Raw genomic sequence first — 13,355 nt, 5'->3', positions numbered from 1 at the left:
CCGGTTCACTTTCGCCGTCTGTCAGCACGTTTGGCCGGGTTGAGCTATTCGCCCGCAGCCAGGACCTTCTCGACCGTCCGCAGGTTTCGCGTGGTGGTCGACGACTTGTAGCGCTTCTTGCCCATGGTCTTGCTGATCGCGCTGCTCAGGGTGTCGCCGCGAGCCACCTGCCAGTACAGGACGCCGTGACCGCGGCTGATCGATTCGTCGCCCACCGGTTCGAGCGCCGCGAGTTCGTCGAGCACGTCCGGATCGCTGACGAACGTGATGTACGAATGGCGCCCTTCGACCTCACGCTCGAATGGGTAGTCCGCCGAGATGGTCCGGAGCTCCGTGATGGGGTACACCAGCACCCAGGCGTCGTACCCGAACGATTCCCGCAGCGCCGCTTCGGCTTTCGTACGTACCGTCGCAGCCTTGGCCGAGCTGGACAGCACCACGTTGCCACTGGCGAGCAGCGTCTTGACGTCATCGAAGCCGGCCTCGCGGAAGGCGGCGGCGACCTCGGCCATCTTCAGGTTCACGCCGCCCACGTTGACGCCGCGCAGAAACACCGCGTAGCGCGTCATCCCAACTCCGTCATGACACCCAATGGTAGGCAGTTGCCCCGTACGCTGGGAGCCATGACCCGTCAGGTCTTCGAAGACAAGCTGCTCGCGCTGATCAGTGACAATTCGCTGGGCGTGCTGGCCACCATCAAGCGCGACGGTCGCCCGCAGTTGTCCAACGTGTCCTATTACTTCGATCCACGGGCCGTCACCATCGGGGTGTCGGTCACCGAGCCCCGGGCCAAGACGCGCAATCTGCGGCGCGACGCCCGGGCCTCGATCTACGTCCGCTCCGACGACGGGTGGGCGTACGCGGTGGCCGAGGGGAACGCGGTGCTGAGTCCGCCTGCCGCGGCACCCGATGACGACACGGTAGAAGGTCTGATTGCCTTGTACCGCAACATCTCCGGCGAGCACCCGGACTGGGACGACTATCGCCGGGCGATGGTGGCCGACCGCCGGGTCCTGCTCACCATGCCCATCACTCACTTGTACGGGCTGCCTCCGGGCGTGCGCTGAACGCGCTAGTCTGCGTGCATGGCCGAGAACTCCGCCGAAGGTTCAGCATCGTCCGACGAGACCAAGCGCAAGTTCCGCGAGGCGCTCGAGCGTAAGAAGGCCGGCTCTGCCGGCGGCACTGCCCACCAGGACGGCGGGGCCAAGCAATCCAAGTCGCACGGCGCGGTCGGCGGTGGCCGCCGCGAATTCCGCCGCAAGAGCGGTTAATCCCGCGCCAACGCGCGGGCCCCGATGAGGGTCACGAGCATCACCGAAACACACTGCAGGCCGGTGTCTTTCAGGCCCCAGCCGACTGACGCCAGGGTGGCGGCGCCGGCGACGACCAACAGGGTGCCGACGATCGCGCTGCGCCAACCCGGTGCCGCGACCCGGCCGCCGTCCCACAGCGGCAACGGGTTGTTCTCCAGCGGGCGCAGGAGCAGGAACAGCCCGGCGACCAGCGCCGTCATGATCGTCATCTGGTAGACGCTCAGGACCAGGAAATGCGGCTGGCCGGGGTAGCGGGGCAGGCCCGCGAAGTCGAAGGCCAGGTGCATGCCGAGCAGGGCGGGCATGTGCCACAGGTACAGCGTCATGGCGCCGGTGTTGCCGATCACCGCGAGCCGCCACACCTGCGGCCGGGCAGCCCAGCGGCTGATGGCGGGGGCGGCCGCAATCGCGAACGCACACATCATGATTGCGTGACCGGCGAGCAGTAGCGACGGCGGCGTCATGTTCTTGATGTGCTGCGTCTCGATGCCGACGAGGCTCAGCTCATACGGGCCGATCCAGACCAGCGCCACGTTGACCGCGAGCATCCCGATGCCGACGCGCAGGGCGGCCGTGGTGGTCAGCAGCCCGCGGCGATACGCCACCCCGAGCATGCCGGGGATGAGCCACACCACGAAGTTCAGATAGCCCAACGCAGCCCAGGAGTGGTCGTTGATGCGGATGGTGTCGACGAGCGCGACGAGGGCGTAGGTGCCCGCCACGGAAGCGATGAGCCCGCCGGACGTCGTGATGCGCGCCAGCAGCGGCACCGCGGCCAGCACCAGCACATAGGCGCCCAGGAACCACAACAGCTGCGTGCTGATGCCGGCGACGGGCTCATAGACATGGATCGGCAGCAGCGGCTTGAGGATCAGCAACGCCGCGGCCCAGAAGGCCAGGTAGTAGAACACCGGCCGGTACAGCCGGGTGCAGCGCTTGAGCAGCCATCCGCCCCAGCTGGTCCCGGCGTCATACGAGCCGACCGACGCCGCGACACCGGCGAAGAAGAACAGCGGCATGATCTGAAATACCCAGGTCAGGGCCTGGAACACCACGGACGTGGTCAGGAGGTTGCCCCAGCGGAACACCTCGTGGTCGATGATGCTGGTCGCCATGATGGTGTGCCCGGCGACGACGCCGACCAGCGAGACGATGCGGATGACGTCGATGGCGCGGTCACGGTCGGCCGGCGTGCGCTGCGCGATCTCGGCAGCCGAAGGAAAGACGCGGGTGGTCATGCCTTTGAACGTAAGGGGCCGACCCCTAGGTATTGCTACTCAAATCAGGCTGACCTGCGGCGTTCCTGCCACAAGACGGCGGCCAGGCAGACGGCCGCCAGGACCGCGATGATGACGGCGAAGCTGACCCCGGCCTCCTGCAGGCCCCAGCGCTGGGCGGCGAAGCCCAGGCTGACGACCGGCAGCGAGATGGCCACGTAGGCCACCACGAAGTACGTCGAACTGACTTCGGCCCGACGCTCGGTCGCGGTGCCCTCCACGACGGCCGCCAGGCCCCGGCTGAAGCTGATGCCCTGCCCGACGCCGGCCACGACCGCGGCCACCAGCAGGCCCGGCAGCGATGACAACTGCAGTGCCACAGCCAGAATCGCCATACCCGCGACGAGGATCGCGCAGCCCAGCGCGACGGCCTTCGGAGGATGCAGGCGGCGTCCGGCCAGTTGCGCCGCGGCCGAGGCGACGAAGATCGAGGCCGCAACGGCGCCACCGACGGCGTGGTTGTCGATGCCGATGACGCTGCTGACGAACGACGGCGCCACCGCCGTGAACAGGCCCATCACCGCGAACCCGGCGAAGGCGGCGGTGGCCGCGAGGACGAAAGTCGCCCGGACCTCGGCGGGCACCGACAGCCGCTGGAAGCCGATCCGGCCGCTGCGGCTCGACGTCTCGGGGACGAGCCACACCGCGACGATCGCCAGCACCGCCAGCACGATGTGCACGAGGAACGGCAGCTGCAACGGGTGCGGCGCGTACTGCACCAGCAGACCGGCGAGGACGGGCCCGGCGCCCAGCCCGCCGATGTTGGCGATGGTGGCGCCTGCGGCGGCCTGCTCGCGCCGGTCCTCCGGCACGGATTCGACGACAGCGGCCGTCGCGGTGCCGGTGAAGATGCCCGCAGACAACCCGGACAGCAGCCGGCCCACCAGCAGCAACGGCACGCTGTCGGCGTAGAGGAAGACGACGGCGCTCGCGATGGCGGCGACCGCGCCCGCGATCAGCACCGGCCGTCGGCCGACCGCGTCGGACCAGCGGCCGAACAGCAGCAGCGCGGCCAGCACGCCGATGGCGTAGGCCGAGAAGATGACCGTCGTCGTCAGGACCGCGAAGTGCAGGTTGTGGCCGTACAGCGCGTAGATCGGCGTCGGCAGCGTGGTGCCCAGCATGATGGCGGCGAAGGCGTAGGCGAGCAGCGGGAAGCCGAGGCGCGAGGTCACGGTTCGAGTCTGGAGCACGGGTAGGGCAACACGCGCGGGACCCGCTGGCATTCCTCTCAGCGGCGCGGTGCGGGACACGTCACGACGATCACTTCGGCGGTCTCGTCGCCGACCTGGCGGAGCTTGTGCTGCGTGGCGGCGTCGAAATAGGCGCAGTCGCCCGCGGACAGTTCGACGAGGCGGCCGTCGTAGTTGAGTTCGACGGTCCCGGCGTGGACGAACACGAACTCCTGACCGGGATGCGTCGGGTGCGCATGGGCGGCGAACTGACGGCCCGGGCGGACGACGAACGGCGACATGGCCTTGCCGAGCATGCCCGCCGCGATCGCGTGATTGCGGGCGGCGCCGCGGTCGGCGGCGCGCTCGACGGCGAACGTGCTGACTTCCGGGTCATCGGAAAAGAGTTGCGCCACATCGACATCGAGGGTTCGTGAGATCTTCAGTGCGGCGGCGATCGACGGCACGCTCTGGCCGCGCTCGACCTTGGACAGGTAGCTCTTGGTCAACCCGGTGCCGGCTGCCAGCTCTTCCAGCGTCATTCCGCGTTGCTGGCGCACCGCACGCAACAAGCCACTCACGCCGCTCAGGATACCTCATTGACTGCATGACACCTTGTGTCCTACAGTCTGCAATGTGTCATCGAATGCGATTACGCACGAGGACGAGAGGAGTTCCGAATGACCGACACCATGCATGACTCCAAGAGCGAACTGATGCAGCGCGCCGAGGAGGGCTTGAACCGCCATATCGCCGAATCCGCCCTGACGGTCCGCGAGAAGCTGGCGCTGACCTGCCGGGCGCTGTTCGACGCCGGACATGATTCGGGCCTGGCCGGGCAGATCACCGCCCGCGCCGAGGAGCCGGGCACCTACTACACGCAGCGGCTCGGCCTGGGCTTCGACGAGATCACCGCGGGCAACCTGCTGCTCGTCGACGAGGACCTCAACGTCCTCGACGGTGGCGGAATGGCCAACCCCGCCAACCGTTTTCACTCGTGGATCTACCGCGCCCGGCCGGACGTGAACTGCATCGTGCACACGCACCCCTTCCACGTCGCGGCGCTGTCGATGCTCGAAGTGCCCCTGACGGTGTCACAGATGGACATCGCACCGCTGTACGACGACTGCGCTTTCCTGAAGGACTGGCCGGGCGTGCCGGTGGGCAACGAAGAAGGCGAGATCATCTCCGGCGCGCTGGGGGACAAGAAGGCGATCCTGCTGGCGCACCACGGTCAGGTGGTGGCCGGCGCCAGCGTCGAGGAAGCCTGCTCGCTGGCCATGCTCATCGAACGCGGGGCGAAGCTCCAGCTGGCCGCCATGGCTGCCGGCACCATCGCGCCGCTGCCCGACCGGCTGGCCCGCGAGGCCCACGACTGGACGCTGACGCCCAAACGCAGCGTCGCCAACTTCGCCTACTACGCGCGCCGTGCCCTGGTGCGCCACCCCGACGCCCTCGACCACTGACCGACAGTAGAAAGCAGACACCCATGACTGAGTCACCCAGGATCCACGGCATCATCGCCTACCCGATCACCCCGTTCACCGCTGACGGCGACAACGTCGACACCGAGACGCTGGCCGCCGTCGTCGAGCAACTGGTCAGCACCGGCGCCCACGCGATCGCGCCGCTGGGCAGCACCGGCGAATCGGCGTACCTCACCGAGGACGAGTTCGACGCCGTCGTCGACACCACGGTCGCCGCGGTCGCCGGCCGCGTCCCCGTCATCGTCGGCGCCTCAGATCTGACCACTGCCAACACCATTCGCCGCGCGCGGTACGCGCAGCAGGCCGGCGCCGATGCCGTCATGGTGCTGCCGATCTCGTACTGGAAGTTGAACGAGCGCGAGATTTTCCAGCACTACGCCAATATTTCGGCCGCCGTCGACCTGCCGATCATGGTCTACAACAACCCCGCCACCAGTGGCATCGACATGGCTCCGGAACTGCTGGTGCGGATGTTCAACGACATCGAGAACGTGCGCATGGTCAAGGAATCCACCGGTGACCTCACCCGGATGCTGCGCATCAAGGAGCTCTCCGAAGGAGCGCTGCCGTTCTACAACGGAAGCAACCCACTGGTGCTCGACGCGCTGCTCGCCGGCGCGTCCGGATGGTGCACGGCCGCACCGAATCTGCGCCCGCAGCCTTGCGTCGAGCTGTATGACGCGGTGCGACGTGGCGACCGGGACCGGGCGCAGGAAATCTACGACGATCTCGCGCCGCTGCTGCGCTTCATCGTCGCCGGTGGTCTGCCGACGACCGTCAAAGCCGGGCTGGATCTGCTGGGGCGCAATGCCGGTGACCCGCGCCCGCCGCTGTTGCCTCTCGACGAGGACGGCCGCGCCGAACTCAAAGGCCTGCTGGCCAACGTCTGAGTACGCCTACTGAACCGGGCAGGCGTACTTGCGGGCCACGTCCATCACGCGCTGCTGCGCACCGGGCCCGATGACGCCCTGTGCGGCCAGTTCCAGATTGATGTAACCGGGGATGCCGCCGATGCACGCCTGGTGCGCCACGCGCCAGGCGGTATCGGGGTTCAGGTTGTAGCCGTTGCGCTCCAGGCCCTGCAGGTATTGGTCGAATTCCGGCGTGCCCTGGTCCGGTATGGCGCTGGCCGCGCCGGCCAGCGCCACCGCGGCCGCGATGGCCGCGAAAAGTGCCGCGACTGTACGTCTCATGTCCGTCCCCCTACAGGCATGTCCACCGGATATCGGCTTACACGTTCGCATATTGCGCGCAGGCAGAAACTAGAACCGTCGTAATCGAAGTCCGCGCGGGGGCGTCCTAAACTGACGTGATGTCGAAGCTGCAGCTGGTTCAGGAGCCGTCCGCCGACGCACTGCTCGAGTCCAACCCGTTCGCACTGCTGGTCGGGATGCTCCTGGATCAGCAGATTCCGATGGAAGTGGCGTTCGCCGGACCGAAGAAGCTCGAGGACCGGATGGGCTCGCTCGACGCGCGCGAGATCGCCGAGTACAACCCCGACAAGTTCGCCGAGCTGTTCGCGCAAACCCCTGCGGTACACCGGTTTCCGGGTTCCATGGCCAAGCGCGTGCAGGCGCTGTCGCAGGTGATCGTCGACGAGTACGACGGCAACGCCGCGGCCCTGTGGACCACCGGCAACCCCGACGGTAAAGAGGTGCTGCGCCGGCTCAAGGCACTGCCCGGCTTCGGCGAGCAGAAGGCCAAGATCTTCCTGGCGCTGCTCGGCAAGCAGTACGGCGTCACACCCGAGGGCTGGCGCGCCGCGGCGGGCGACTACGGCAAGCAGGGCACGCACATGTCCGTCGCCGACGTCGTCGACAAGGGCTCACTGGATCAGGTTCGCGCCTACAAGAAGCAGATGAAAGCAGCGGCGAAGGCCGCCAAGGCCTGAGTGTTGATTCAAGCGTGGGGGATGACGAGGAGATTGTCGCGATTCCCCTCGTCAAGCCCCACGCTCGACGCGGTCAGAGCGGCGGACCGTCGAACCGCTCGCGGGTGGTGAACTCCGAAACCGGACGCCGGGTCAGCTTCGTCACCTGCTTGACGGGCTTGCCCAGGGGCAGCATGCACGCGACGGCGTAGTTGTCCGGGATGCCGAGCAGCTCGCGCACCTTGGGCTCCTGCGCGACCACCATGGTCGTCAGCACGCCGCCGTAGCCTTCGTTGCGGGCGGCCAGCAGGATGTTCCAGACGAACGGGTAGATCGACGCGCCGCTGATCACACCGATGCGATCCAGGTGCTGATCGAACGCCGCTGCCACGCCGAGGTCCAGGCACACCACGAGCACGACTTCGGCGCCCAGCAGCGTCCCGGTGACCATGCCATCGGGTACCGGGGTCGCCTCCACGACCGCGGGATCAACCCCGCAGGGCTGCAACGGGTTCCACGGTCCTTCGCCGGCGGCGATCTGCGCGATGTACTGCCGGGCGCCGGGCTTGGACAGCTCGCCCAGCTTCTTGCGGGTTTCGACGTCACGGACCGCGATCACCCGCGCGCCCTGCCGGTTGCCGCCACTCGGGGCGAAGCGCGCGTTGTCGAGGATGCGTTCGAGCACATCGTCGGGCAGGGGCTCGCCGCTGAACTTGCGGACAGCGCCGGTCGTGCGCATGACGTCGTAAATCTCCATACCGACCATCATGCGTATGGGAAGGTGATGTGTATGGCTAAGACACACTTGAATTGCCCCTGCGGCGAGGCGATTTCCGGCAGTGACGAGGACGATCTGGTCGAGAAGGCCCAGGCCCACCTCGCCGAGCAACACCCCGGTCGGGAGTACGACCGCGAGATGATTCTCTTCATGGCCTACTGAGCCATCAACAAGGCGGGCGTGGCTGCCGTTGGGGGGGGGCCACGCTCGCTGTTGCGTAGTCGGGTCGTGTCCGGCCGTCATACTGGCGACCGTGACGCCGAGAAAGGCAGGGGAGCCGACTCCCGAGCGGGGCTGGCTGACGCCGAAGCAGCAGCGAGCCTGGGTGGCCTACATGCGGGTACAGCTTCGGATGAACTACGAGATGAACCGGCAGCTGCAAGCCGACTCGGGGCTCTCGCTCGCTGACTACGACGTGCTGGTCGCGCTCAGCGGCGACAACGGCGGCGGCCTGCGTGTCAGTGACCTGGCCGCGCAGATCGGCTGGGAACGCAGCCGGCTCTCGCACCAATTGCGTCGCATGGAAGAACGCGGCTTGACCGAGCGCCGACCGAGCACCGCGGACGGCCGCACCACCAATGTCGTGCTGACCGCCGACGGCCGGCGGACGATCGCCGAGGCCGCACCCGGGCACGTCGACCTCGTGCGCAGTCTGTTCTTCGACCCGCTGCCGGAGAACCTGCTCGGACCGTTCACCGCGGCACTGGAGCACATTCACGTCAACCTCGATCACCACAGCTCGCTCCCGCCCGCGCCGGGCTAGAATTAGGTGATAAATCACCTATATGGAGCGTCATGAGTGAAGTCATCACCCGCTTGATGGAAGCCAATCTGCTCGCCGTGTTCGATGAACGCGATCCACGGCTCCGTGTCGCCGCGATCGCGGAGACCTACTCGGACGATGTCACGTGGGTCGATGATGACGGCGTGACCGTCGGCCGCGACCAGTTGAATGCCAAGGCGGCTGAGCTGCAGGAAAAGCTGGCAGGCTTGCATTTCGTGAAGGTCGGCCCGGTGCGCCAGACCCGTGGCCTGGGCTTCCTGGCGTGGGAGGTGCGTACTCCGGACGACGCCACGGTGGCGTCGGGTTTCGACGTCGCGGAGATCGTCGACGAGCGCATCGTTCGGCTGTGGACTGTGCTGAATGCCGCGGAATAGGTGATACATCACCTATGTTGTGACTGCCGAACGGCACACAACAGTGAGGACAACGATCATGGGACAGCTCGACGGCAAGACAGCACTGGTCACCGGGGGAACGTCGGGCATCGGCCTGGCGACCGCGAAGCGCCTCGCGGACGAGGGCGCGTACGTGTTCATCACCGGACGTGATCGCACGCGGCTCGATGAGGCGGCCGCAGCCATCGGCGCGCACGGTGTCCAGAGCGACATCAGCAAGCCCGAGGAGCTCGACGTCCTCGCCGCCGCGATCGCCGAGCACGGCGCAGGCCTCGACGTCGTCTTCGCAAATGCCGGCGGCGGCGACTTCGCCACCCTCGCCGATGTGACACCCCAGCACTACCGCGACAACTTCGACCGCAATGTGGCCGGCACGGTGTTCACCGTGCAGAAGACGCTGCCGCTGCTGAACGACGGCGCGTCGATCATCCTCGCCGGCTCCACCGCCGCGTCCGAAGGCGTTCCGGCGTTCGGGCTCTACGCCGCGTCCAAAGCTGCCATCCGGTCGCTCGGTCGCACGTGGGCAGCGGAGCTCGCCGACCGCAAGATCCGGGTCAACACCGTCGTCCCGGGACCGATCGAAACCCCTGGACTGACCGGCTTGGCACCGGCCGAGCAGAAGCAGGATCTCCTCGACGGCATGGCGGCGCAGGTGCCGCTGAAGCGGTTGGGACGCCCCGAGGAGATCGCGGCCGCGGTGCTGTTCCTGGCCTCGGACCAGAGCAGCTTCATGACCGGTGCCGAATTGGCCGTCGACGGCGGCCAGATCCAGCTCTGACCGCCACGTCGAGACGATGCCGTCGGCTGGTTGACCTCGGCATCGTCTCGACACCACGGCTGGTTTGATCGCCGGAGCACGCGGCTATGCCCCTGGGTATGCACGAGGTTCTGGAACGCGAAGGCAAGTGGGACGTCGATGACCGGTTTGGGTTGCCCGACCTACGCGGCATCGTCCCGGACGCCGACATCGAGCACGACACCGTCGACCTCACCAGCGACTACTACGACACCAGCGACCGCGACCTGCTGGCGCACCGCGTCCAGCTGCGCCGTCGCTCCGGCGACGGTGACACGGGGTGGCAGCTGAAGGTGCCGGCCGCCGATGGGCGCGTCGAACTGCACTGGGCGTTGACGGAGAAGTTGCCCGATGTGGCCGCTGAGCTCCTCGGCGGCATCAGCCTCGGCAAGCAACTGGCGAGCGTCGCCACGATCCACACCGTCCGGGATCGGTACCGGCTCGCCGAGCCCGGGTCCGGCGAACTCTATGCCGAGATTGCCGACGATTCGGTGCGGGCGTCGGCGAACGAGCGGCTACTCGCCTGGCGTGAGGTCGAAGTCGAACTGGGGCCGCACACCCCGTCGATGCCGAAGCGCCTCGTCCGCCGTCTGAAAGCCGCGGGCGCCCGGCCGTCGCGCTTTCCGTCGAAGCTCGCCCACGTCCTGCCGCAGATTCGGTCCGTCGAGCGCGTGTCGCCCGCGGCGCGTGCGTTGCTCGGGTACCTCAACGCCCAGATCGACCAGATCGTGTTGGGCGACATCGAATTACGGCGGGGACAGGACCCCATCCACGACACGCGGGTGGCGATCCGGCGGCTGCGGAGCACGCTGCGGGTGTTCGGCAAGCTGCTGGATCAGGCCGCTGTCGAAGAGCTCGATGAGGACCTGCGATGGTTCGCGGGGCTGCTCGGCGAGGTTCGTGATTGTCAGGTGCAGCAGTTCAGATTCACCGAAGCGCTCGAAGAGTTGCCGGAAGAATTGATCCTGGGTCCGGTCCGGGCCCGCATCCGCAATGACCTGCAGGCCGTCGAGCTGCCCGCGCGGGCGCGCATCACCGAGGCCATGGACTCGCCGCGTTACCGGGCGATGATGACGGTGCTGCGGTCATGGCGCACGGCGCCACCGGTCGATCTCGAGACGAGCACCGCCGCACTGATCAAGCGGGCACGTAAGGCCCAACGGAAAGCTGACCGACGGCTCGTCGCAGCGCTCGGTGGCGATGACGTCGACGCCGCGCTGTTGCACCGCGCCCGCAAGGCCGCCAAGCGCGCCCGGTACGCGGCGGAGCTATGCCGCGATGTCGAGGGCTCGAAACGAACGGTCAAGCATTACAAGCGATTTCAGTCGATCCTGGGCGATCACCAGGACACCGTGGTCGCATCTGACATCTTGCGCCGCCTGGCGCTGGCGAGTGGCACGACGGCCGGCGAGAACGGCTTCACCTTCGGCCTGCTGTACGGCCGCGAACAGCGGATAGCCGACGCGTGCCGACAGCAGGCCCGAGAGATGTTGTGATTACGGCACCACCGACGAACCGATGGTGGGCATGAACTGGCACTGCTTCTCGGTCGTGGTCACCTGACCGAAGATGGTCGACATGATGCTGCCCGAGCCGGTGTCGACGATGGCGGTCAGCGTCGTCGGGCCCTGCGGGTTGATGTCGGCCTGCGGCTTGAGGGTCGCGCTGCCCGACTTGCCGGTCGTCAGGTTGACCCAGGTGACGTTCAGCGGCAGCTTCTGCTCGGCGGCCGGGCCGGGCGTGCCGACCGCGGTGAACACGTAGGCGGTCTGGCCGGGGCCGGGACCTGGGGTCGGAATCTTCGCGGGGCCCGCCACGCTGATGGCCGTCGCCAGCACGTTGCCGCCGTCGGCACCGCAGCCGTTGCTGATCGACGGGTACATGAAGTCCTGCGTGATCGGCGTGCCCGGGCCGAACGCGCCGGCCGGCGCGGGGGCCGGCGCAGCGGCCGGGGCGGCATCGGGAGCCGGGACCGTCGCCGCGGCCTGGGCGACCGGGGCAGCGGCCGGGGCGGCCTCAGGAGCCGGCGCCGGCGCAGGTGCCGGGGCAGGGGCGGCTGCCGGAGCCGGAGCCGGGGCAGCCTCAGGGGCCGGTGCCGGAGCGGCCTCGGCCACCGGGCCGACGGCGTGCACCGGGTCGACGCCGGCCGGCAGGTGGGCCTCGGCACCAGGAACGGCGCCCGGGGCGGGCACGTGGTTCGCGGCCGGGTCGGCGGCGAACTGGTTCACGGCGTTGGCCAGATTCTTCGAATCCGACGGTGCCGCCTTGTTCCCGGCGAACGCCCGGGCTGCTGCCATGAGCAGCTCCGCGGCGCCCGCCGGGTCAGCGGCGGCCTGCTGGATCACCGGGGCGAGAGTCTGCATGGCCGGCAGACCAGGAGCCTGCAGGCCATCGATGGGCAGCGGCAACGGCAGTGGCGACGCCGGATCAGCGTGGGCGACGGTGGCCGCGCCGATCGTGAGTGCGACGGATGCGCCGAGTGCGACGAACAGCTTCCTCGATTGCATGACTCTCTCCCCGGTTTCGTATCGGTTATCTGGTTACGGCGCGGATCACGGCAAGCCGGAGGTGATGACCGGCGCAAGGCTGGTCAGGCTCATGATCCCCGGGACGACGCCCGGGATGGCCTGTGCAGCCGGCGCGGCAGCCGCCACGGCGGCGGGTGCGGTGGCCAGCGGCGACGCCGCCGCAGCCGGAGCGGCGAGCGGTGCCGTGGCGGCGGCCAGCGGGGCGGCAGCGGCCGGAGCAGCGGCAGCCAGCGGTGCGGCCAGTGGTGCGGTCGCGGCGGCGAGCGGGGCAGTCAGCGGCGAGGTCGCAGCGGTTGCGGCGGTCGCAGCGGGCGCGGCAGCAGCAGCGGGCTGCGGCAGCAGGTTCGCCAGCGGGGTGCCGGCCGGCAGCAGCGAGGTCAGGTCACCGGGGAAGGCGACCTGCTTCGGCAGCGGGACGGGCGAGCCCGGAATCTGCGGCAGGTTGATGTTGGCCGACGGGATCAGGCCCTGGGCCGGGGCCGGCGCAGCAGCGGCGGCCGGGGCAGCGGCCGCCGGAGCGGTGGCGCCGGGGACCAGGTTCTGCGGCAGGGTCACCGATGCAGTGGCGGCCGGAGCGGCCGGAGCGGCGGCCGGCGCGCCCGAGGTCAGGGCCTGGGTGACACCCGACAGCGCCTGGACCGGAGCCTGGGCGAGTTCGTTGACCAGCGGCGTGCCGGGCACGACGGGGGCCGGGGCCGCGGGGGCCGGGTCGGCGGCGGCGACCGCGCTCAGGGCGATCGCCACCGGGACTGCGCCGGCGGCGGCAATCATGCTGGTGGCCAACAATTTTCCAGTGGTGCGTGTGCGCATTTTGGGGGTCCTCCCGGTCCAGTCGTGGCGCGTCATCACCGAAGCTATTCAGTTACTGGTGTTACTCAAGTGACACGTGTGGCATTTATGGATCCGTTACTGATCGGAAGGCGAAGGGTGACCGACCGTTACAGTCATGCGA

The 13,355-nt window shown here is 68.4% G+C and carries 18 protein-coding genes; 10 read left to right on the top strand and 8 right to left on the bottom strand.

Annotation, left to right across the window (positions count from 1 at the left end):
- Positions 1-44: 44 nt before the first annotated feature.
- A complete protein-coding gene (locus ACJH7A_RS13430; RefSeq protein ID WP_318986246.1) occupies positions 45-569 on the bottom strand; it encodes a DUF1697 domain-containing protein in 525 nt (174 codons plus the stop codon).
- A 54-nt stretch (positions 570-623) separates the two neighbouring features.
- Between ACJH7A_RS13430 and ACJH7A_RS13425 the strand changes: the two genes are divergently transcribed.
- Together ACJH7A_RS13425 and ACJH7A_RS13420 are read left to right on the top strand one after the other, a co-directional pair.
- Positions 624-1,067 carry a PPOX class F420-dependent oxidoreductase gene (locus tag ACJH7A_RS13425; protein WP_318986245.1) on the top strand — a complete coding sequence of 148 codons (444 nt, stop codon included), beginning with the start codon at positions 624-626 and terminating at the stop codon, positions 1,065-1,067.
- Between the two features lie 18 nt (positions 1,068-1,085).
- On the top strand, positions 1,086-1,274 hold the full coding sequence (locus tag ACJH7A_RS13420) for a DUF5302 domain-containing protein (protein WP_226520921.1): 189 nt from the start codon (positions 1,086-1,088) through the stop codon (positions 1,272-1,274).
- On the opposite strand, the gene ACJH7A_RS13415 is transcribed toward ACJH7A_RS13420, so the two are convergent.
- The 3 genes from ACJH7A_RS13415 to ACJH7A_RS13405 are packed head-to-tail and all read right to left on the bottom strand — an operon-like array spanning position 1,271 to position 4,346.
- Positions 1,271-2,554, bottom strand: coding sequence for an acyltransferase (locus ACJH7A_RS13415; protein ID WP_406802121.1), 1,284 nt, complete (start codon positions 2,552-2,554; stop codon positions 1,271-1,273). The two genes, ACJH7A_RS13420 and ACJH7A_RS13415, sit on opposite strands and share 4 nt — an antisense overlap.
- 44 nt (positions 2,555-2,598) lie before the next feature.
- The gene (locus ACJH7A_RS13410) at positions 2,599-3,819 is read right to left on the bottom strand and encodes an MFS transporter (protein ID WP_406802120.1); all 1,221 of its coding nucleotides are present in this window, start codon (positions 3,817-3,819) and stop codon (positions 2,599-2,601) included.
- A gap of 5 nt (positions 3,820-3,824) precedes the next feature.
- Complete coding sequence (locus tag ACJH7A_RS13405; RefSeq protein ID WP_064859946.1) at positions 3,825-4,346, bottom strand: helix-turn-helix domain-containing protein; 522 nt, start codon at positions 4,344-4,346, stop codon at positions 3,825-3,827.
- 99 nt (positions 4,347-4,445) lie between these two features.
- Between ACJH7A_RS13405 and ACJH7A_RS13400 the strand changes: the two genes are divergently transcribed.
- The gene (locus ACJH7A_RS13400) at positions 4,446-5,231 is read left to right on the top strand and encodes an aldolase (protein WP_064859945.1); all 786 of its coding nucleotides are present in this window, start codon (positions 4,446-4,448) and stop codon (positions 5,229-5,231) included.
- A gap of 23 nt (positions 5,232-5,254) precedes the next feature.
- Positions 5,255-6,142, top strand: a complete 888-nt coding sequence (locus ACJH7A_RS13395) for a dihydrodipicolinate synthase family protein (RefSeq protein ID WP_406802119.1) — start codon at positions 5,255-5,257, stop codon at positions 6,140-6,142.
- 6 nt (positions 6,143-6,148) lie between these two features.
- On the opposite strand, the gene ACJH7A_RS13390 is transcribed toward ACJH7A_RS13395, so the two are convergent.
- On the bottom strand, positions 6,149-6,445 hold the full coding sequence (locus ACJH7A_RS13390; RefSeq protein ID WP_318986240.1) for a DUF732 domain-containing protein: 297 nt from the start codon (positions 6,443-6,445) through the stop codon (positions 6,149-6,151).
- A gap of 119 nt (positions 6,446-6,564) precedes the next feature.
- Here ACJH7A_RS13390 and ACJH7A_RS13385 point away from each other — a divergent pair, with 119 nt between their 5' ends.
- Complete coding sequence (locus ACJH7A_RS13385; protein WP_318986239.1) at positions 6,565-7,143, top strand: HhH-GPD-type base excision DNA repair protein; 579 nt, start codon at positions 6,565-6,567, stop codon at positions 7,141-7,143.
- A gap of 73 nt (positions 7,144-7,216) precedes the next feature.
- On the opposite strand, the gene ACJH7A_RS13380 is transcribed toward ACJH7A_RS13385, so the two are convergent.
- Positions 7,217-7,879, bottom strand: a complete 663-nt coding sequence (locus ACJH7A_RS13380) for a nitroreductase family protein (RefSeq protein ID WP_318986238.1) — start codon at positions 7,877-7,879, stop codon at positions 7,217-7,219.
- 33 nt (positions 7,880-7,912) lie between these two features.
- On the opposite strand from ACJH7A_RS13380, the gene ACJH7A_RS13375 reads away from it, so the two are divergent.
- The 5 genes from ACJH7A_RS13375 (at position 7,913) to ACJH7A_RS13355 (ending at position 11,371) form a co-directional block, all read left to right on the top strand.
- Complete coding sequence (locus ACJH7A_RS13375) at positions 7,913-8,062, top strand: DUF1059 domain-containing protein (protein ID WP_064859942.1); 150 nt, start codon at positions 7,913-7,915, stop codon at positions 8,060-8,062.
- 172 nt (positions 8,063-8,234) lie between these two features.
- On the top strand, positions 8,235-8,663 hold the full coding sequence (locus tag ACJH7A_RS13370; protein ID WP_406784236.1) for a MarR family winged helix-turn-helix transcriptional regulator: 429 nt from the start codon (positions 8,235-8,237) through the stop codon (positions 8,661-8,663).
- A 32-nt stretch (positions 8,664-8,695) separates the two neighbouring features.
- Complete coding sequence (locus ACJH7A_RS13365) at positions 8,696-9,058, top strand: nuclear transport factor 2 family protein (RefSeq protein ID WP_318986237.1); 363 nt, start codon at positions 8,696-8,698, stop codon at positions 9,056-9,058.
- A 58-nt stretch (positions 9,059-9,116) separates the two neighbouring features.
- Complete coding sequence (locus ACJH7A_RS13360; RefSeq protein WP_318986236.1) at positions 9,117-9,857, top strand: SDR family oxidoreductase; 741 nt, start codon at positions 9,117-9,119, stop codon at positions 9,855-9,857.
- 98 nt (positions 9,858-9,955) lie between these two features.
- Entirely contained in the window at positions 9,956-11,371 is a 1,416-nt protein-coding gene (locus ACJH7A_RS13355; protein WP_406802118.1) for a CHAD domain-containing protein, read from the top strand.
- Here ACJH7A_RS13355 and ACJH7A_RS13350 read toward each other — a convergent pair whose 3' ends face one another.
- A complete protein-coding gene (locus tag ACJH7A_RS13350; RefSeq protein ID WP_406802117.1) occupies positions 11,372-12,382 on the bottom strand; it encodes a hypothetical protein in 1,011 nt (336 codons plus the stop codon). It abuts the gene before it with no gap.
- Between the two features lie 45 nt (positions 12,383-12,427).
- Positions 12,428-13,213 (bottom strand): hypothetical protein, encoded by a 786-nt coding sequence (locus tag ACJH7A_RS13345; protein ID WP_318986233.1) that lies wholly within the window; start codon positions 13,211-13,213, stop codon positions 12,428-12,430.
- Between the last annotated feature and the right edge of the window lie 142 nt (positions 13,214-13,355).

It is taken from the genome of Mycobacterium sp. SMC-17, from assembly GCF_045310915.1.
Lineage (GTDB): Bacteria > Actinomycetota > Actinomycetes > Mycobacteriales > Mycobacteriaceae > Mycobacterium.
Note: the sequence above shows the minus strand (reverse complement) of the source record. Positions and strands in the feature narration are given on the sequence as shown.

What these genes read in the sequence shown, in the direction of transcription:
- ACJH7A_RS13420 (WP_226520921.1), top strand. Translation starts at nt 1,086, where the DNA reads ATGGCCGAGAACTCCGCCGAAGGTTCAGCATCGTCCGACGAGACCAAG.
- ACJH7A_RS13385 (WP_318986239.1), top strand. Translation starts at nt 6,565, where the DNA reads ATGTCGAAGCTGCAGCTGGTTCAGGAGCCGTCCGCCGACGCACTGCTC.
- ACJH7A_RS13365 (WP_318986237.1), top strand. Translation starts at nt 8,696, where the DNA reads ATGAGTGAAGTCATCACCCGCTTGATGGAAGCCAATCTGCTCGCCGTG.
- ACJH7A_RS13375 (WP_064859942.1), top strand. Translation starts at nt 7,913, where the DNA reads ATGGCTAAGACACACTTGAATTGCCCCTGCGGCGAGGCGATTTCCGGC.
- ACJH7A_RS13430 (WP_318986246.1), bottom strand. Translation starts at nt 569, where the DNA reads ATGACGCGCTACGCGGTGTTTCTGCGCGGCGTCAACGTGGGCGGCGTG.
- ACJH7A_RS13425 (WP_318986245.1), top strand. Translation starts at nt 624, where the DNA reads ATGACCCGTCAGGTCTTCGAAGACAAGCTGCTCGCGCTGATCAGTGAC.
- ACJH7A_RS13360 (WP_318986236.1), top strand. Translation starts at nt 9,117, where the DNA reads ATGGGACAGCTCGACGGCAAGACAGCACTGGTCACCGGGGGAACGTCG.
- ACJH7A_RS13345 (WP_318986233.1), bottom strand. Translation starts at nt 13,213, where the DNA reads ATGCGCACACGCACCACTGGAAAATTGTTGGCCACCAGCATGATTGCC.
- ACJH7A_RS13380 (WP_318986238.1), bottom strand. Translation starts at nt 7,879, where the DNA reads ATGGAGATTTACGACGTCATGCGCACGACCGGCGCTGTCCGCAAGTTC.
- ACJH7A_RS13415 (WP_406802121.1), bottom strand. Translation starts at nt 2,554, where the DNA reads ATGACCACCCGCGTCTTTCCTTCGGCTGCCGAGATCGCGCAGCGCACG.
- ACJH7A_RS13355 (WP_406802118.1), top strand. Translation starts at nt 9,956, where the DNA reads ATGCACGAGGTTCTGGAACGCGAAGGCAAGTGGGACGTCGATGACCGG.
- ACJH7A_RS13390 (WP_318986240.1), bottom strand. Translation starts at nt 6,445, where the DNA reads ATGAGACGTACAGTCGCGGCACTTTTCGCGGCCATCGCGGCCGCGGTG.
- ACJH7A_RS13410 (WP_406802120.1), bottom strand. Translation starts at nt 3,819, where the DNA reads ATGCCAGCGGGTCCCGCGCGTGTTGCCCTACCCGTGCTCCAGACTCGA.
- ACJH7A_RS13400 (WP_064859945.1), top strand. Translation starts at nt 4,446, where the DNA reads ATGACCGACACCATGCATGACTCCAAGAGCGAACTGATGCAGCGCGCC.
- ACJH7A_RS13350 (WP_406802117.1), bottom strand. Translation starts at nt 12,382, where the DNA reads ATGCAATCGAGGAAGCTGTTCGTCGCACTCGGCGCATCCGTCGCACTC.
- ACJH7A_RS13370 (WP_406784236.1), top strand. Translation starts at nt 8,235, where the DNA reads ATGCGGGTACAGCTTCGGATGAACTACGAGATGAACCGGCAGCTGCAA.
- ACJH7A_RS13395 (WP_406802119.1), top strand. Translation starts at nt 5,255, where the DNA reads ATGACTGAGTCACCCAGGATCCACGGCATCATCGCCTACCCGATCACC.